Origin of the sequence: Paenibacillus pabuli NBRC 13638 (assembly GCF_001514495.1) — a bacterium.
GTDB lineage: Bacteria > Bacillota > Bacilli > Paenibacillales > Paenibacillaceae > Paenibacillus > Paenibacillus pabuli.
In genome coordinates this window covers 102,836-120,249 of the sequence record NZ_BCNM01000002.1, presented here as the reverse complement: position 1 = coordinate 120,249, position 17,414 = coordinate 102,836, and the positions used below count along the sequence as shown (strand labels likewise).

17 protein-coding genes are annotated in these 17,414 nt (G+C 46.7%); 12 read left to right on the top strand and 5 right to left on the bottom strand.

Going from position 1 to position 17,414, the window contains the following annotated elements; translation table 11 throughout:
• Positions 1-21: 21 nt before the first annotated feature.
• The 5 genes from PPA03S_RS04065 (at position 22) to PPA03S_RS04045 (ending at position 6,024) form a co-directional block, all read left to right on the top strand.
• Positions 22-1,209, top strand: coding sequence for an aminotransferase class I/II-fold pyridoxal phosphate-dependent enzyme (locus PPA03S_RS04065; protein ID WP_062320128.1), 1,188 nt, complete (start codon positions 22-24; stop codon positions 1,207-1,209).
• The gene (locus PPA03S_RS04060) at positions 1,202-2,395 is read left to right on the top strand and encodes a trans-sulfuration enzyme family protein (protein ID WP_062320126.1); all 1,194 of its coding nucleotides are present in this window, start codon (positions 1,202-1,204) and stop codon (positions 2,393-2,395) included. The genes PPA03S_RS04065 and PPA03S_RS04060 overlap by 8 nt, the downstream gene beginning before the upstream one ends.
• Before the next feature lie 244 nt (positions 2,396-2,639).
• Complete coding sequence (gene mqnC, locus PPA03S_RS04055; RefSeq protein WP_062320124.1) at positions 2,640-3,776, top strand: cyclic dehypoxanthinyl futalosine synthase; 1,137 nt, start codon at positions 2,640-2,642, stop codon at positions 3,774-3,776.
• A 260-nt stretch (positions 3,777-4,036) separates the two neighbouring features.
• A complete protein-coding gene (locus tag PPA03S_RS04050; RefSeq protein ID WP_062320659.1) occupies positions 4,037-5,014 on the top strand; it encodes an aldo/keto reductase in 978 nt (325 codons plus the stop codon).
• Complete coding sequence (locus PPA03S_RS04045) at positions 5,011-6,024, top strand: zinc-binding alcohol dehydrogenase family protein (protein WP_062320122.1); 1,014 nt, start codon at positions 5,011-5,013, stop codon at positions 6,022-6,024. The genes PPA03S_RS04050 and PPA03S_RS04045 overlap by 4 nt, the downstream gene beginning before the upstream one ends.
• 101 nt (positions 6,025-6,125) lie before the next feature.
• On the opposite strand, the gene PPA03S_RS04040 is transcribed toward PPA03S_RS04045, so the two are convergent.
• From PPA03S_RS04040 to PPA03S_RS04025, 4 genes are all read right to left on the bottom strand, one after another.
• Complete coding sequence (locus PPA03S_RS04040) at positions 6,126-7,031, bottom strand: YitT family protein (RefSeq protein ID WP_062320119.1); 906 nt, start codon at positions 7,029-7,031, stop codon at positions 6,126-6,128.
• Positions 7,032-7,143: 112 nt separating this feature from the next.
• Entirely contained in the window at positions 7,144-8,382 is a 1,239-nt protein-coding gene (locus PPA03S_RS04035) for a cation:proton antiporter (protein WP_062320117.1), read from the bottom strand.
• Between the two features lie 4 nt (positions 8,383-8,386).
• A complete protein-coding gene (locus PPA03S_RS04030; RefSeq protein ID WP_062320115.1) occupies positions 8,387-8,881 on the bottom strand; it encodes a cation:proton antiporter regulatory subunit in 495 nt (164 codons plus the stop codon).
• A 312-nt stretch (positions 8,882-9,193) separates the two neighbouring features.
• Positions 9,194-9,598: a hypothetical protein gene (locus PPA03S_RS04025; protein WP_062320113.1), complete on the bottom strand. Its 405-nt coding sequence runs from the start codon at positions 9,596-9,598 to the stop codon at positions 9,194-9,196.
• Positions 9,599-9,777: 179 nt separating this feature from the next.
• Here PPA03S_RS04025 and PPA03S_RS04020 point away from each other — a divergent pair, with 179 nt between their 5' ends.
• Positions 9,778-10,722 (top strand): putative sporulation protein YtxC, encoded by a 945-nt coding sequence (locus tag PPA03S_RS04020; RefSeq protein WP_062320111.1) that lies wholly within the window; start codon positions 9,778-9,780, stop codon positions 10,720-10,722.
• A 59-nt stretch (positions 10,723-10,781) separates the two neighbouring features.
• On the opposite strand, the gene PPA03S_RS33200 is transcribed toward PPA03S_RS04020, so the two are convergent.
• Entirely contained in the window at positions 10,782-11,039 is a 258-nt protein-coding gene (locus PPA03S_RS33200; RefSeq protein ID WP_167665974.1) for a hypothetical protein, read from the bottom strand.
• Between the two features lie 78 nt (positions 11,040-11,117).
• Here PPA03S_RS33200 and thrS point away from each other — a divergent pair, with 78 nt between their 5' ends.
• The 6 genes from thrS (at position 11,118) to PPA03S_RS03990 (ending at position 17,268) form a co-directional block, all read left to right on the top strand.
• On the top strand, positions 11,118-13,055 hold the full coding sequence (gene thrS / locus PPA03S_RS04015) for a threonine--tRNA ligase (RefSeq protein WP_062320109.1): 1,938 nt from the start codon (positions 11,118-11,120) through the stop codon (positions 13,053-13,055).
• Positions 13,056-13,504: 449 nt separating this feature from the next.
• Entirely contained in the window at positions 13,505-14,011 is a 507-nt protein-coding gene (locus PPA03S_RS34185) for a 3D domain-containing protein (protein ID WP_062320657.1), read from the top strand.
• Between the two features lie 90 nt (positions 14,012-14,101).
• Positions 14,102-14,335, top strand: a complete 234-nt coding sequence (locus PPA03S_RS04005) for a hypothetical protein (protein WP_245683506.1) — start codon at positions 14,102-14,104, stop codon at positions 14,333-14,335.
• Between the two features lie 177 nt (positions 14,336-14,512).
• Positions 14,513-15,568: a cell wall-active antibiotics response protein LiaF gene (liaF, locus tag PPA03S_RS04000; RefSeq protein WP_062320108.1), complete on the top strand. Its 1,056-nt coding sequence runs from the start codon at positions 14,513-14,515 to the stop codon at positions 15,566-15,568.
• A 3-nt stretch (positions 15,569-15,571) separates the two neighbouring features.
• On the top strand, positions 15,572-16,609 hold the full coding sequence (locus PPA03S_RS03995; RefSeq protein WP_062320106.1) for a HAMP domain-containing sensor histidine kinase: 1,038 nt from the start codon (positions 15,572-15,574) through the stop codon (positions 16,607-16,609).
• Positions 16,606-17,268 (top strand): response regulator, encoded by a 663-nt coding sequence (locus tag PPA03S_RS03990; protein WP_062320104.1) that lies wholly within the window; start codon positions 16,606-16,608, stop codon positions 17,266-17,268. The genes PPA03S_RS03995 and PPA03S_RS03990 overlap by 4 nt, the downstream gene beginning before the upstream one ends.
• Positions 17,269-17,414 lie beyond the last annotated feature (146 nt).

Genomic DNA, 17,414 nt, shown 5'->3' with positions numbered 1-17,414 from the left:
AGATCACAGGAGGATGCAGCAATGGAAGATAACAAGTTAAAAATTGAAAGTCGATTGGCTCAAATTGGGTCCATCAATGAACCGGTAACGGGTGCCATTAATTTTCCAATCTATCAATCCACTGCGTTTCGCCACCCGAAGCTTGGACAGAGTACAGGTTTTGATTACATTCGTACGACCAATCCAACCCGTAAAGTGCTGGAAGAAGCAGCGGCAGCGCTGGAATCCGGTGATGCCGGTTTTGCCTGTAGCTCCGGCATGGCAGCCTTACAAACGATCTTTGCCCTATTTGGTCAAGGAGATCATCTGATTGTATCTCTCGACCTCTATGGTGGAACGTATCGTCTGCTTGAACGCATTTTATCCCGCTTCGGGGTAACGGCTAGTTATGTGGATACCAATGACCTTGAGGCTATGGAAAATATTCGACAGCCGAATACAAAAGCCGTATTTATTGAGACGCCGACCAATCCGCTGATGATGATTACAGATCTGGAAGCCGTTAGTTCCTGGGCCAAGAGCCACAACTTGCTGACCATTGTAGATAATACACTGCTGACTCCGTTCTTCCAGCGTCCAATTGAACTCGGTGCCGATATCATCATCCATAGTGCTACGAAGTATCTGGGTGGTCATAACGATGTACTTGCGGGATTAATTATTACAAAAGGGGAAGAATTGTCTGCAGAAATGGCGTTTCTGCACAATTCCATTGGAGCAGTGTTGTCTCCAAGCGACTCCTATCAGCTGATGAAAGGCATGAAGACACTCGCTCTGCGCATGGAACGTCATGAGTATAATGCCTTGACGATTGCCAAGTACCTGCTGGAACATCCAGCTGTTGGTGAAGTGTACCATCCGGGTCTGTCAGATCATCCCGGATTTGAAATACAGAATAAACAGTCGAGCGGGAACACTGGCATTTTCTCCTTTAAAGTAAAGGATGCTCGATATGTTGAACCATTGCTGCGTCACATCAAGCTGATCGCTTTTGCGGAGAGTCTTGGTGGAGTTGAGTCGTTGATGACCTATCCTGCGGTACAGACCCATGCGGATATCCCGATTGAAATTCGTGACGCTGTAGGTGTAGATGACCGTCTGCTGCGCTTCTCAGTAGGGATCGAGCATGCCGAAGATCTGATTGCCGATCTGGGCAATGCTCTCACAGCTGCACAGCAGGAGATTGAAGGAGGAACGCATCATGAGTGAGCAAAACAATAACGCCAACAATCATGAACGGAATGTTCATTCCGACCTGAAGTTCGATACCAAGCTGCTGCATTTCGGGGACGAAATCGATAAAACGACAGGGGCTTCCAGTGTGCCGATTTACCAGGCCTCCACATTCCATCATTTTGATATTTTTAACCCGCCTCAACATGATTATAGTCGTTCGGGCAATCCAACTCGTCAGGCTCTGGAGGATTACATCACTTTGCTTGAAGGCGGAGCACGTGGATTCGCATATTCCTCAGGCATGGCTGCGATCTCCAGTGTGTTCATGATGTTCTCGGCAGGTGATCACATGATTGTGACGGAAGACGTTTATGGCGGCACATACCGCTTGCTTACGTCCATCCTCAGCCGGATGCAGATTGAAACGACATTTGTAGACATGACCAATATAGATGAAGTAAAAGCGGCGCTTAAGCCGAATACCAAGGCTGTTTATATGGAGACGCCATCCAACCCGACATTGCGAATTACAGATATTGCGGCCGTGACTTCCTGGGCGAAGGAGCATGAGTTAATCTCAATCCTGGATAACACCTTTATGACCCCTTATTACCAACGCCCGATAGAGCTTGGGGTCGATATTGTCGTACATAGTGCCACCAAGTTTCTTGGCGGACACAGTGATGTACTTGCGGGATTGGCCGTTGCCCGGACAGAAGCGTTGGGAATACAGTTGAAACAATTGCAGAATGGACTTGGAACGGTCCTAGGTGCTCAAGAATCCTGGCTGTTGATGCGCGGAATGAAAACCTTGGGTGCACGTATGGCACATTATGAACAGAGCACAGCGAAGCTGGCAGCATGGCTTAGTGGACGGAATGATATTACGGCTGTATTCTATCCTGGACTTCTGGATCATCCAGGTCGTGAAGCGCATGAGCGTCAGTCGAGTGGCTACGGCGCTGTAGTTTCATTTGACGTTGGTTCGGGGGATCGTGCCAAAAAAGTACTTAACCGCGTGAAATTGCCAATTGTTGCCGTGAGTCTTGGGGCAGTGGAGAGCATTCTCTCGTACCCGGCGATGATGTCCCATGCGGCCATGCCGGCTGAGGTTCGCCGTGATCGAGGAATAACGGACGGATTGCTGCGCTTCTCCGTTGGCCTGGAAGACATTGATGATCTGATTGCTGATCTGGATCAGGCACTTCAGGAATCGTAGAATTAGGGTATGAAGTACCACGAGTGAGGGAGTATGCTGAAGCAAGATTGAAATCATAAGGATATGTAAAAATTTTTACTTATTTTTAAAGCACCTGTTCATAAGGTGCTTTTTTTCACATGTAACCTGTGTTACGATATGTGGAGTACAGAAATACGATGTTGCCACCAAAACTTTCATCTATATGAACAAGCTGGGACGGATCGTAATACTATTTTCTCTTCATGAGGGAGGCTTTTTTACGATGAGTACGGTAGACCGTATCTTAGATAAAGCCCTTCGGGGCGAACGATTGGACTTGGAAGACACAATTCAGCTGTTTGAATCAAATGAGGTAGACAAAATCGGGGCCGCCGCCAATGTGATTGTTAAACGCATGCACCCCGAACCATACAGAACATTTGTTATTGGGCGTAACGTCAACTACACGAACGTGTGTGATGTGTACTGCCGTTTTTGTGCTTTCTACCGCAGACCGGGTTCTGAAGAAGGGTATGTACTTCCCGATGAACTCATTTTCCAGAAAATTCAGGAAACGGAAGATGTGAACGGTACGGAAATTCTGATGCAGGGTGGAACGAATCCGAACCTGCCGTTTAGCTACTACACTGATTTGCTCAAAGCAATCAAAGAGCGTTTCCCTAATATTACAATGCACTCTTTCTCTCCGGCCGAAATTATGAAAATGGTCGAAGTGTCCGATGGTCTTACGTTGGAAGAGGTTGTACGTGCAATCCACGAAGCGGGACTGGATTCCTTGCCAGGTGGTGGTGCCGAAATTCTGGATGACCGCACACGTCGCAAAATCAGTCGTCTGAAGGGTTCATGGCGCGACTGGATGGACGTTATGCAGACGGCACATCGGATCGGCATGAATACTACGGCAACGATGGTTATCGGTCTTGGTGAAACGATGGAAGAACGTGCACTGCACTTGCTTCGTGTACGTGAAGCTCAAGACGAGTGCATCGCGAACAAATATGATTCCGAAGGATTCTTGGCGTTCATCCCTTGGACATTCCAGCCGGATAATACGAACCTGAAACTGGAGCGTCAGACACCGGAAGAGTATCTGAAAACGGTAGCGATTAGCCGACTCGTACTTGATAATATCAAGAACATTCAATCCTCATGGGTTACGATGGGACCTGAGATTGGCAAGAAATCACTCGAATTCGGATGTAATGACTTTGGTAGCACGATGATCGAAGAGAACGTGGTGTCTGCTGCAGGTGCGACATATAAAGTCAACATCGAATCGATTCTGCGGTTAATTCGGGAGTCGGGTTATATTCCGGCACAACGTAACACCAGATATGACATCCTGCGGATGTTCGATGAAGAGAATGCTGTTCATGAAGATTTTGTGATGCAGAACTAATTGTTATTATAAAACGATCTAACTAATCCAATCGATCCATTGAATCCATGCGATCACACTTAATAGGTTATGGATCTGAAGTCCGCTGGTTACTCCTTCACGGGGAAAACAGCGGGCTTTTTTATTTCGCCTTTTCCCATCGGTGATGCCAGGTCATCAAACAGTACATATTACGCATTTGGCGATATTTTATATTGAAATTGAACTGTTACAATGAAAGGACACTGGAGTAAACAGACATGCTAGGAAGGGGTAAGATGATGAAAAAAAGAATACTTGGAAAGACGGGACTGAACGTACCTGCATTAAGCTTTGGAGCATCCTCACTGGGTTCTGTTTTTCGCGATATTGACCGAAGTGAGGGTATTCGTACAGTTCATGCTGCGATTGATGCAGGGATGAATTATATAGATGTTTCGCCCTATTATGGATTAACGAAGGCCGAAATTGTACTCGGAGAGGCCCTTCGCAGTTTGCCGCGCAGCTCGTTCACGCTATCAACCAAGGCTGGACGATACGGAGAGAATACGTTTGATTTTTCACGTAAGCGGATTCATGAAAGTGTACAGGAGAGCCTGAACCGGCTGCACACTGATTATATCGATATCCTGTTCCTGCATGATATTGAATTTGTACCGGCGGAGATTATCATTGAAGAAGCATTTCCAACCTTACTCCGTCTCAAAGAGCAGGGTGTAATTCGTCATGCGGGCATTTGTGGCCTGCCTTTGCCATTGTTTGAGAAAGTACTACCACAGGTGGATGCCGACGCCATCATTTCTTATTGCCACTATGCCTTGAATGATACTTCACTGCTCTCATTGCTTCCCCTTTTGGAAAAGAAAGATATTGGCCTTGTAAATGCTTCGCCACTTTCTATGGGCCTATTAAGCACAAGAGGGACTCCTGCCTGGCATCCGGCAGATGATCGTGTGAAACAGGTCTGCTTGCAAGCCGCCCGGTTCTGTATGGAACAAGGCAGTGATATAGCGAAGCTTGCCGTGCAGTTTGCAACAGCCAATGAACGGATTCCAACGACACTGGTCAGCAGTGCAAGTGAACATAATATCCGTAACAATGTAGCCTGGCTGGAAGAACCAATGGATCAGGAACTTTTATCCGAGGTACTGCGTATTTTGGCTCCAATTCATAATGTGAGCTGGGCCAGCGGCCGACCTGAATACAACATCGAACATCACATGAAGCTACAAGAATCAATGGAGGGGGAACAGGAATGAGAGCCGTAGTATGTGAAGAAATCAATCGTTTGGCGTTCCGGGACATGGATGAGCCCGAGAGAGCCGAGAATCAGGCATTGGTAGCCATCCGTCGAATCGGAATCTGTGGAACGGACCTGCATGCCTATAAGGGCAATCAGCCATTTTTCACCTATCCTCGTGTATTGGGCCATGAGCTGGCAGGGATTATTGAAGAAATCGGACCCAATGAAGCAGGGCTGAAGCCGGGAGATCAGGTAAGTATTATTCCATATTTGCATTGTGGTCATTGTATCGCTTGTCGATCGGGGAAAACGAATTGCTGTGTGTCCATGCAGGTCATGGGTGTTCATGTGGACGGCGGCATGAGGGAGAGGATCGTTGTGCCTGTCTCCCATCTCATTCGGGCAGAAGGACTTACACTGGATGAAACGGCGATGGTGGAACCGCTCAGTATTGGCGCTCATGCGGTCAGAAGAGCAGCCGTACAGCCTGGTCAACAGGTTGTTGTGATTGGTGCTGGACCAATTGGACTTGGCGTAATGGCCATTGCCAAACAGGCCGGGGCTCGGGTCATTGCCATTGATCGGAATATGGACAGGTTGGAACGAAGCCGCTCCTGGGCCGGAGTGGACTTCTTGGTCCAGGCCAATGAGCAAGCCGCACAGCAAGTAGCCGAAATTACGAATGGAGACTATGCAACCACTGTTTTTGATGCAACAGGAAATGCACATTCGATGAATGAAGCCATTCATTACGTGGCCCATAGCGGTCAATTGATTTTTGTAGGGCTGGTCAAAGCCGACATTTCCTTTCATGATCCTGACTTTCACAAGCGGGAGATGAGTATACTGGGCAGTCGAAATGCGACCCGAGAAGATTTTGAACAGGTCATGTCGATCTTGCGGGAGAAGAAATGGAGTATGGATGATTACATTACACATCGGGCGAGTTTTGAGCAATTGCCTGAATCGATCAATACCTGGTTACAACCAGATTCGCATGTAGTGAAAGCAATAGTAGAGTTATAAAAGAATGAATGAAAAAAACTCTCTCTGATCCTGATTGAATGGCTAACATTCATAGGTATCAGAGAGAGTTTTTGTTGGCCTAGCTTATAAGAATCCAGAAATTATTTCTCCGGGTTCGTCACAATGCCTGCATGTGGATCAATATGGCGCACAATGGATTTCAGCCAGATCATTTCAAGGAAATGAATCTCATAGTAGAGTGCTCCCGGAACTTGCTGAATCCAATGCTCAGCCAGTGCAGGTTGCCCTGAGTCGGATGAAGAATCGAATGCTCCAGGTTCACGGCGCAGCCGTTTGCGGACGGCCTTTTCAACTTGGGCGCTTTGTGTGGATAAGATACATACTTTACGCTTAGCAGTGAATCCGCGAAAAGCCATATACACCATTTCATAAGCAATGAGATAGGCGATTACTGAATACATCGCTTGATCCCAACCAAAGACAACACCAGCAGCGGTTAGAATTAACAAGTTGACCAGCATGATTATTTTTTCGATAAGCATCCGTTTCCCGCTAAACACACGTTCTGGTGGACGGGAGGACGGATCACCGATTTCCAGCGTATCCAGTGTCCCACCATATCGCACGACCAGACCGATTCCTAAACCGAGACATAATCCGCCAAACATGGCGGCAGCCAGCGGGTGCTCGACAAGCGGCGGCATGGGATGAAGCACAATGGCACCAATCGAAAAGACAACCAAACCCAGAACAGTGACCAGTACGAATTTCTTTTGCACGAGTCGATAGGACAGAAAAATAAACGGAACGTTGAACAAAAACAGGAACAAACCAATCCTCATTTCGGTCCAGTGAGCGAACAACGAGGAGATGCCCGTAATACCTCCAATAATGATTTTATTGGGATGTAGAAACAATTCAAGTCCCACGGAGGCCAGAATTCCACCCGCAATCACAAACAATAAATTCAGCATGCGACGGGTAGATGACAATCGGGTCTTGGCGGTTTGTGGCACCGGATTAGCCGATATCAGAGGTGCTTTCATAGGTCATCCTCCTTTGTGCGGCTTTCGTGGCCTTCCCCCTGGGTTAATCACAGAAAGATCGGCGGTAGAGCCGCAAGTACGATACGTTATCTGTTCAGAACAGACAAGGGAATTATCCTTCTTGCTGCAGAACCTTGGGCTCCTCTTTCTTTTTCCGAGGATCTTTGAATTTGAAAATTTTATCCAATAATCTGAATACATGTTTGGACTCTTTGGTTAGCAATGGTCCAAGGATGGCCAGAATGAGTACATATAATGCGGCGAACGGTTGTAACAGCGGCAGAAGCCCTCCGGCTTTACCCATATTGGCCATAATGATGGAGAATTCACCTCGTGACACAATGGTCAAACCGATATTGGCTGATGCTTTCGGTGATAATCCTGCACTGCGTCCAGCGAGCATGCCTGCAAGGAAGTTACCGAATAGTGTGAGTACCACTGCGATCAACGCAAGCCATACGGCTTCGCCACCAAGAGATAGCGGATCGATGGACAATCCGAAGCTGAAGAAGAAGACTGCACCGAAGAAATCACGGAATGGCAAAATCAAATGTTCAATCCGTTTTGCATGCTCCGTCTCAGCGAGAACCAAACCAACAAGCAAGGCGCCAATCGCTTCCGCCACATGGATGGTTTCCGAGAATCCGGCTACGAGGAACAATGCACCGAAAATCACAAGGGAGAACAACTCATTCGAGCGAATCTTAAGCACTTTGTTGAGCAACGGTGTTGCTTTACGTCCAAGGATAATGACAATGAGCATGAATCCGAGCGCGACGAGAGCCGATACAATGACACCTCCGATGGAGGATGAATCACTGAGCACAAGTCCAGACAAGATGGAGATATATACAGCGAGAAATACATCTTCAAACATGATAATTCCGAGAATCATTTCCGTCTCCGGATTCGCTGTTCGTTTGAGATCAACGAGTACTTTGGCGACGATGGCACTGGATGAAATCGTTGTAATACCGGCAATGACAAGAGCTTCTGCTGCGGGGAAACCGGAAGCAAATCCGAAAATCAATCCCAGCGTAAAGTTAATCCCGATATAAATCGAGCCGCCGACGGCAATGGATTTACCCGACTTGATCAGACGACCAACCGAGAATTCCAGTCCGAGATAGAAGAGCAGGAACAGGATGCCGATGCGGCCCATAAATTCAATAAACGGCTGACTTTCGATGAAGCGGAAATCTAGATGCCAGATCTTCATGGCATGTGGTCCAACGGCCATCCCGATCAAGATGTAAAATGGAACGACCGAAAATCTCAGTTTTGCGGATAAGAGTCCGGCTGCTGCGATGAGCACAAGCGCCAGACCCACTTCGAATATCAAATGATCCATCGACTCACCCCCTTCCGGTCAGGAGGAGGGATTTGAATAGTTTTTGCTGATTGCGTTCGCCAACGGCTACTACCGTGGATTCTGCACTAATCACGACCTCCGGACCGGGGCTGATATGTTTTTTGTGATTCTTCTCTACAACAGCAATCACCGTTGCTCCCGAGTTTTGACGAACATCCAGTTCACCAATCGATTTACCGATACATCCGTAGGATGGCTCAATTTTGTACCATTCAATAATGAGATCATCAAACGTTACTTCAATATTTTCGAGCTGCTTTGGTTTATAGGTCAATCCACCAACAATGGCAGCAATTTGTCTTGCTTCATAGTCATCAAGCGTTACCATGGAGATGCTTTGGTCCGGATCCTCGTATTCAAAATGATACATTTCCCGGCGGCCATCATCGTGAATAATGACAATAAGTTTATCCCCGCTGCTCGTTTCAATCTGAAATTTCTTGCCGATTCCTGGCAAATCTGTTTCGCGTACATCCATGGATAATATGCCTCCTTAAATTGAAGGCTGCCACAGAAGACAGGCTTATTTCCCGAAAATAGAATGATCTGCTGCTCTAAGGAACATTAAATGATGCGGGCAAACAGAGCCAGGTGCTCCTGACACACAGCCTTGTGTTTGGAATGATTGATGAAAATGGGTATAACAAAATAATGGTTATCAATTAAGTGCATTTTATGAAGATTAGTTGAGATCTAACATTAGCTAAAAGGGTTATAAGTTATGCACAAGCACACCGTCTTTCAGACAGAGGTGTCTCCATGCAAAGCAACCTACAAATACGATAAACGGCTAGCGTAGAGCGTTCACGTATTTTGGTGCTGAAGGGGTGGGAGATACATACATGCTGGTGAATTTGATGGGTAGCAGAAATAATCTGCGTTTAAACAGACAAATCAACGGTTTAAAGGGCAGATGCGGTGTAGGAATTCGCAGCATTAGCAACAAAGCGAGCACAAGAAAGACAGGTTTGTTATGCGAAACCGCAATCAGCTTCGACATCACTTGTGGGTGTTTGCGAATGACAGGTTTCTGCTGAGACTCCAATGTGTGGACAAGCACTTCCTTGTTGGAAGTCGTCTCAACGGCTACCTCGACAGCGGATTCCGACTGCATCGGAATAGGGAAGGACAACGCTTGGAATACGCACAAAATGATAATAAACGCGTAACGGAGTATTCTTGGTTGTTGTCTCATTTTGGCTTCCCCCCTTTCCGTGAAACATACTGTTATAAAAATAATAACACATTTTTGGCTTAACTCCAAACGGAATGATAATATACTGAGAAATCATGACACGCTTTCCATCAATCCGCTTCGTATATCCCTATCGGCCTTGCCATATACTTTGAACAGGAAGGAAAGGAGTGATTCTTATGGAACTGTTCGCCGTATGGACCGAGGTATCGGGGCAGGAGGAAGCGGATCAATTTTATCGTTGTGTGAAGGAAAAAACCAAAGGTTTACATATAAGCAAAAGAGGATTTAGGCTCACCTTCAAACATAATGATGGAAGAGCGGCCTGGGTATGCAGAGGGAATGAGAATCACGCTGACTTCCAGCAGTGGCTTCCTCAAATCAGTGAGTTGCTTGCGAGGGGTCTTGCAGATTTCATTATGGATACGCGTGAACGGCATATGGTGGAAGAGATGATTTCCAAAGCTTGCTCGGTGATGGATGAACACGAGGTGGAGAAAGTCAATCGGATCTGCATGCCTCTTTTAATCAATGGTGATTTGGACCAGCCAGGACTTCGGGAGCGCCGCCGCGCTACTTTGGTAACAGGTCTTAAGCAGGATTTGGAGGATGTTCATTTTTTTCAATTGGAAGGTATCCTTAATTTCCGGATTCGGCAATACAAACAGGAACTACATGAACTGGTGGAATACGCGCTGGACGAATTCTGGATGGATCGCCAATACGAAGAATTTATGGGGCTGCTCAAATATTTTGTGTTCTTTCAGGAAGCCAAGGTTCCGCTTGTGCATCTGGTACACAAAGGTTTGCATGAATTCCAGGTATTTGATGCTGAACTTCGAGCGCTGCCCGTACAAAAAGATGAACAGGTCGTCGTGGAAATGCCTGGACTTGAATTGGAAATGGATATCGAAGATATGATTGTAAGTACGTTGATCTCCATCTCACCCGAAAAAGTCATGCTGCACACCAAAACACCGGAGCTGCCAGTCATCTCTACTATCCGTCAGATCTTTGAAGACAAGGTGCAATTATGTCAGCATTGTCCGGAGTGCGAAGTGTTGCGCTCAGGATTGCTGACAAGTCTTGACGCAAGCGATCTCGGCAATTATAATAACTGTTGATAATCAAAAGCGTTGACAAAGACAAGAGCCATACGCAAGGTCGGTGCAGAGAGAGGGAACTAGGCTGAAATTTCCTCCGGATGCCACGTTTGGTTTACCCCTTTGTAGCTGCAGTTTTGAAAGCGGGATTTGGAAGTTACCTCTTCAATCGTTGGTAATGATCCGTGAGTAAGGATATGCCGGGTCATGCCCGTTACCGTCATGCCAATGAGGGCTGTACTTCTGAATATGGATGAAGCAGCCGAAGTAGGGTGGAACCACGAGTATATTACACTCGTCCCTTTGCCGGGACGGGTGTTTTTTGCGTTTCTTCCCATAATGGCAGGAATTGCAATAGATAATCCGGTCCATCAATAGAATGGATGCAGGTTACATTTACAGGAGGAATGAGACAAATGGCAGTTAACATTAAATTACCGGATGGATCGGTTCGTGAGTATGCCGACGGAAGCAGTATTGAAGATGTGGCGGCTTCGATCAGCAGCGGACTTCGCAAAAATGCCGTTGCCGGCAAGCTGGATGGAATCGTAGTAGACTTATCTACTACTTTGCATGAAGGGGCACTGGTGGAGATCGTAACATTGGATTCACCAGAAGGACTGGAAGTTATGCGTCACAGTACAGCTCACTTGATGGCTCAAGCGGTGAAGCGTTTATATGGGAACAAAGAGGTACATCTCGGTGTAGGCCCTGTCATCGAAGATGGTTTCTACTATGACATGGATTTGGAACAACCGCTCAATCCCGAAGATCTGCAAAAGATCGAGAAGGAAATGGAACGTATTGTTAATGAAAACTTGCCAATTGTACGCAAGGAAGTTAGCCGCGCGGAAGCAATCAACATTTTTGAAGAAGTGGGCGATCCTTACAAGCTCGAGTTAATTCGTGACTTACCGGAAGACAGTGTGATTTCCATTTATGAACAAGGCGAATTTTTTGACTTGTGCCGTGGACCACATGTACCATCCACCAGCAAAATCAAAGTATTCAAATTGATGAATGTTGCCGGTGCTTACTGGCGCGGAGATAGCAAAAACAAAATGCTGCAACGTATTTACGGTACAGCTTTTGTGAAAAAAGCACAGCTGGATGAACATTTACATTTCCTCGAAGAAGCTCGTAAACGGGATCACCGTAAACTCGGCAAAGAGCTGGAAATCTTTACATTCTCCCAATTGGTTGGACAAGGATTGCCGATCTGGTTGCCAAACGGTGCCAAACTGCGCCGGACGTTGGAACGCTACATTGTGGATCTGGAAGAAAGCTTGGGATACCAACATGTATACACACCTGTTCTGGGTAATGTGGAATTGTACAAAACATCCGGACACTGGGAGCACTACCAGGAAGACATGTTCCCGAAAATGGTTATGGACAACGAGGAGCTTGTTCTTCGTCCGATGAACTGTCCTCACCATATGATGGTGTACAAATCCAGCATGCATAGCTACCGCGATCTGCCAATTCGGATTGCCGAGCTGGGTATGATGCACCGTTATGAAATGTCGGGGGCGTTAACAGGTCTGCACCGTGTACGTGCAATGACGTTGAACGACTCTCACATTTTCGCACGCCCGGATCAGATCAAGGAAGAATTTGCTCGTGTTATTGAGCTGATTCAAACGGTCTATAAGGATTTTGGCATTCACGAATATCGTTTCCGTCTGTCCTACCGCGATCCGAAGGATACTGAGAAATACTTCCAAAACGACGAGATGTGGGAAATGTCTCAACGTATGCTGCGTGAAGTTGTGGAAGAACTTGACCTTCCTTTCTATGAAGCAGAAGGCGAAGCAGCGTTCTATGGTCCGAAGCTGGATGTACAGATCAAAACAGCATTGGGTAAAGAAGAGACATTATCCACCGTTCAACTGGATTTCCTTTTGCCAGAACGCTTTGAACTGGAATATGTAGGAGATGACGGACAGAAGCATCGTCCTGTCGTTATTCACCGTGGTGTAATCAGTACAATGGAACGTTTCACTGCTTTCTTGCTGGAGAACTTTGCAGGAGCTCTGCCGCTGTGGCTGTCTCCTGTGCAGGCGAAGGTTATCCCGGTATCCGGTAACTTCGATGACTATGCCCGTGAAGTGGAGGCGAAGCTGAAACGTGCGGGAATCTCAGCTGAAGCCGATCTGCGTAATGAGAAGCTCGGATATAAAATCCGTGAGGGACAGCTTGAAAAAATGCCATACATGTTCGTCGTTGGTGAAAATGAGCGGAATGCTCAGGGCGTATCCGTACGAAAACGCGGAGAAGGCGATCTCGGCATGAAGCCCGTAGACGAAATTGTAGCCCAACTCAAAGAAGAGATTACAACACGTTTGGTGTAATTTCAGAATAGTGCCCTTCTAATATAGAAACCCGTTTGAACCCAATGATTAATTCCTTGGTGTTTAGACGGGTTTTTGTTATTTTTTGATTTTCGAACGTGCTGGCTCATTCGTCTCTTCAAGGGTAAAGTATAGAATTTTTTCATTTTGGAAAACCTTTGCAGTAAGGGGGAGGTTCTATAATGAAAAAGCAATTCTTAATTCAAAAGAATAACGTGCGATTCATCATCGCTTGCTGTGTGCTGCTTATTGGTATAGTCATGGGCTCCAATCTGGCAGAAGCGTATACCTTTGAAGAGGAAAGTGCAGTCTTGCATGTAAATAGTCGGCACAGCGAAAATTCAGCTCAGCTGGAGGGTCATCAATCGGAAACGGCTGTTTATGCTTACAGCGATGAGGCTCAACTAACAAGCATGGTCTATATGGCTTTATTGTGGTCTCCTCAGCCAATGGTCATTCCACGACCACAATTTCCAGACAGGCAGATCGGAAATGACCCGTCCATGCCAGTGCTCGCTCCGCGTACAGAACAGGTATTAGACACACATAAAGTGACGGCGACCGGATACACAGCAGGTGTGGAATCAACCGGAAAGGGGCCTAAACATCCACAATACGGAATTACGTATTCAGGGGTAAAGGTGCGGCGCGACAAAGAAACCGTCTCAACGATTGCAGCTGATCCGAAGCTGTTTCCGATGGGCTCCATTTTATATATTCCCGGCTACGGTTACGGCATTGTTGCAGATACGGGCTCAGCGATCAAGGGCAACAAGATTGATCTCTATTTCCCAACCACGAAGCAAGTGTACAAGGAATGGGGGAAAAAGGACGTCGAAGTGCAGGTCATCAAACAAGGTGCTGGAAAATGCACTGAAAAAATGCTGGAAGAGCTCTCGGAAGCCATTGACGTGTACAAATCGATACCGGATTCCTGGTTGGACAAGGCTATTTAATTTGGAAGGTTACACATGAATAACTAAACTGCTCTCTTCACATAATACTGACTGGGGACGAACCCCGCGATGCAGCAATGCAACGTAAATATGAAGAGAGAGGTGATCGTTGTGGCTAAGAAATCCCAAGGATTCCAAACACCAAACGAGAAGTATAATGCGGAGTTTGGTCAAGAAAATGTAGCAAACAAAGTAAAACAAGCCGAGCAAAACAAAGTGCAAGAAAATTTCCAAACACCTGATGAAAAATTCAATGCCGAGTTCGGTGTAGAAAACACTGGTCAAACAGGCCAAGCGGGCCGAGCAGGGAAATTTCAGAAATAAATAAGGATTCAGGCACCCTGGAGCAGCAGCTCCGGGGTGTTTTTATTTATATATTTTTACATAAATATCCTTCCCTATCGGTCTCAAGACTGAGAATGATTCCATCTGCCGCCGCTGTTAACCGACTCTTATCTGATGTAAACTGAGTACAGAATAAAGAAGAAGGAGACATGAGCGATGAAACGATCTACGCGGGACCGCTGGTGGGTTGGTATTCCTCTTATTGCGATTGGTGCAATCATTTTGTTCAGGCAATTGGGATACGACATTGATATAGGATACATGTTCAGAACATATTGGCCGTTATTTTTGATTTGGTGGGGCGTAAAAGGTATAACCGAAATTCGGCGTAATGGAAGTCATGCATTGATTGGACCTGCCATTGTACTGGCGATTGGTGGATACTTCTTGGCACGTAATCTCGGGTGGATTGATTACTCGATGGGTGAGTTCATTCGCTACCTAATTCCGGTGATGCTGATTGGTGGGGGCTTGTTTGTTCTGATCGGACCCCGTCGTCGTGACCGTAAACATCATGACCAAGTACAACCGCCTCCACCACCGGAGCCCCCTTATAAGCCATTGTCCCCTGAGGACCTGGAAATGCCGTCTTCGTTTGACGAACAGTTCGAGAAAACATTTGGCAAACCGAAACAGGAACCGAAGAATGATTCGCATGGCTCATTTTATACAGATAAGGAAGACCATAAATCACACGGGCATCAACACCATCATAAACATCAACATCATCAGCACAAGCATAAAGGTTACGGTTCAAATAAAAAAGCATATGGAGCATTTGATGACGACGACCACTACGATGATGATGCCAACTATTATGGTGGAGACGGGCGTACGATGAACAAATCATCATTTATGGGTGATTTGTATATGGGACAGGAAGTGTTCTCGCTGAAACCCATGAACATCTCGGCATTTATTGGCGATACCGTTATAGATTTGACAAAAGCTCAGATTCCGTATGGCGAGACGAAGATTAACATTTCTTCTTTTATTGGAGATGTAAAAGTATTTGTACCGGAGGATATGGATCTGGGTGTGACCGTGACGACGAACTCCTTCATTGGAGACATGTCGTTGTTGAACCAGAAACGGGGAGGATTCCTGAGCAGCGCGCAGGCTGAAACTTCACACTACCATGAAGCGGGCAAAAAAGTACGGATTATCGTCAGTGTGTTTATCGGAGATGTTAAAGTGAATAAGGTGGGTTAACGCATGATACGAACGATTCTCAAGGCCAATAAGTGGGAACTGATGATGTACTTTTCGCTGACCGGGCTCATTGCCTTGGGCGGATTCTATCTCCTGTACGGGGAGGTGCTGATGGGAACCGGGCGCCAGCGCGCCTGGACCTACGTTGCCGTGGTTGTACTGGCTACTGTGATTACCGGGTATATCGCTGCACTGCGCCTTCAGCGCAAGATTGACCTTCTGGATCTCAATATGCTGAAAGTGTCCAAAGGCAATCTCTCTGTTCGCATGCCTGAAGCAGATGATGCCTCATTCGGCCGGGTATATCAGGAATTCAATGTCATGATGGATTCGATTGAGAAAAAAATGAGACTGCTTCAGCGGCTCGGTGAGCAGGAAGTCATTGAGAAGGAACAGGCATCAGAACGAGCCGTACTTGAAGAACGCAAACGCATGGCAAGAGACTTGCATGACACGGTAAGTCAGCAGCTGTTTGCCATGCACATGTCGGCTTCTTCTTTACCGCGCTTGCTGGAGATGAATCCGGAGCATGGCAGCAAGGTACTTGAGCAATTAATCCAGATGTCTCATATTGCTCAGCGGCAGATGCGAGGACTTATTGCCCAGCTTCGCCCAGTGGAACTGGAAGGTCGGGACCTGGCCGAAGCGCTGGACAGATGGTTCCCGGATTATTGCAGACAGAACGGATTGAAAGGCGTCAAAGAGCTGGAACTGGATGGCGGGATCTCGGATGCCATCGAGCACCAGCTGTTTCTTGTTATCCAGGAGGCCGTTGCTAATGTGGTCAAACATGCGGAGGCTGGACTGGTCAGCCTGTCCATACGCGAAAGTGAACATCAGATCAGCATGAGCATCAGCGATGATGGCCAAGGTTTTTTGCAGCAAGCGGAACGTCCCGGTTCATACGGATTATCAACGATGCGTGAGCGGGCAGAGAAGCTTGGAGGTCAGGTTCAGATTATATCGAAGCCGGGAGCGGGAACGACGGTGCGAGTATTCATCCCGAAATTTCCGAGTGAACCAGAGGGGGAAATGGAATGAGCGAAAAAGTGAATGTAATGATTGTGGATGATCATGATATGGTGCGGATGGGCTTAAAAACATATCTTATGCTGGAACCCACATTTCATGTGATGGGGGAAGCAAGCAACGGGCAGGATGTACTGGACCGACTGCGCAAGCTGGATAAGAGTGAACTGCCTGACTTGATCCTGATGGATCTAATGATGCCTGTGATGAATGGTGCGGAAGCGACACAAGCGATTATGACCGAATTTCCGGGAATGAAAATTGTGATGTTGACCAGTTTTCTTGAGGATGATCTGGTGGTTCAGGCCATTGAAGCAGGCGCGGTCAGTTATGTGTTGAAGACGGTATCTGCTGAAGAACTGATCTATGCTCTGCAGGGAGCATACCGAGGCATGCCTGTAATGACAGGCGATGTATCGCAGGCATTGACCCGTGGCATCAGACAGCGTACAGCAAGAGAGAATGAGTCAGGCCTGACGGAACGGGAAAAAGAAGTGCTTTTGTTAATTGCTGAGGGGAAGACCAACAAGGACATCGGGGAAGAATTACATATTAGTATTAAAACGGTTAAGACCCATGTGAGCAATCTGCTGATGAAATGTGAATTGGACGATCGCACACAACTGGCCATATACGCCCATCGTCAGGGTTGGGTGAAAAATAAGAGTTAGAATGCTGATTTGGCGGGGAAAATGCTCTATAACGGCTTGCTTTTATCTCCTTTTTAATTGTTTTTAAGGTACGGTTAAGGTTTAAAGTACAAAATAAGGACAGTTAAAGAATATCTCTTGCGAACAAGAGATTGGGAGGTAGAGAG

Excerpts from the sequence above, each read along its gene's own strand:
- PPA03S_RS04065 (WP_062320128.1), top strand. The coding sequence starts at position 22 with ATGGAAGATAACAAGTTAAAAATTGAAAGTCGATTGGCTCAAATTGGG.
- PPA03S_RS04060 (WP_062320126.1), top strand. The coding sequence starts at position 1,202 with ATGAGTGAGCAAAACAATAACGCCAACAATCATGAACGGAATGTTCAT.
- mqnC (WP_062320124.1), top strand. The coding sequence starts at position 2,640 with ATGAGTACGGTAGACCGTATCTTAGATAAAGCCCTTCGGGGCGAACGA.
- PPA03S_RS04050 (WP_062320659.1), top strand. The coding sequence starts at position 4,037 with ATGAAAAAAAGAATACTTGGAAAGACGGGACTGAACGTACCTGCATTA.
- PPA03S_RS04045 (WP_062320122.1), top strand. The coding sequence starts at position 5,011 with ATGAGAGCCGTAGTATGTGAAGAAATCAATCGTTTGGCGTTCCGGGAC.
- PPA03S_RS04040 (WP_062320119.1), bottom strand. The coding sequence starts at position 7,031 with ATGAAAGCACCTCTGATATCGGCTAATCCGGTGCCACAAACCGCCAAG.
- PPA03S_RS04035 (WP_062320117.1), bottom strand. The coding sequence starts at position 8,382 with ATGGATCATTTGATATTCGAAGTGGGTCTGGCGCTTGTGCTCATCGCA.
- PPA03S_RS04030 (WP_062320115.1), bottom strand. The coding sequence starts at position 8,881 with ATGGATGTACGCGAAACAGATTTGCCAGGAATCGGCAAGAAATTTCAG.
- PPA03S_RS04025 (WP_062320113.1), bottom strand. The coding sequence starts at position 9,598 with ATGAGACAACAACCAAGAATACTCCGTTACGCGTTTATTATCATTTTG.
- PPA03S_RS04020 (WP_062320111.1), top strand. The coding sequence starts at position 9,778 with ATGGAACTGTTCGCCGTATGGACCGAGGTATCGGGGCAGGAGGAAGCG.
- PPA03S_RS33200 (WP_167665974.1), bottom strand. The coding sequence starts at position 11,039 with ATGGGAAGAAACGCAAAAAACACCCGTCCCGGCAAAGGGACGAGTGTA.
- thrS (WP_062320109.1), top strand. The coding sequence starts at position 11,118 with ATGGCAGTTAACATTAAATTACCGGATGGATCGGTTCGTGAGTATGCC.
- PPA03S_RS34185 (WP_062320657.1), top strand. The coding sequence starts at position 13,505 with ATGGTCATTCCACGACCACAATTTCCAGACAGGCAGATCGGAAATGAC.
- PPA03S_RS04005 (WP_245683506.1), top strand. The coding sequence starts at position 14,102 with ATGAAGAGAGAGGTGATCGTTGTGGCTAAGAAATCCCAAGGATTCCAA.
- liaF (WP_062320108.1), top strand. The coding sequence starts at position 14,513 with ATGAAACGATCTACGCGGGACCGCTGGTGGGTTGGTATTCCTCTTATT.
- PPA03S_RS03995 (WP_062320106.1), top strand. The coding sequence starts at position 15,572 with ATGATACGAACGATTCTCAAGGCCAATAAGTGGGAACTGATGATGTAC.
- PPA03S_RS03990 (WP_062320104.1), top strand. The coding sequence starts at position 16,606 with ATGAGCGAAAAAGTGAATGTAATGATTGTGGATGATCATGATATGGTG.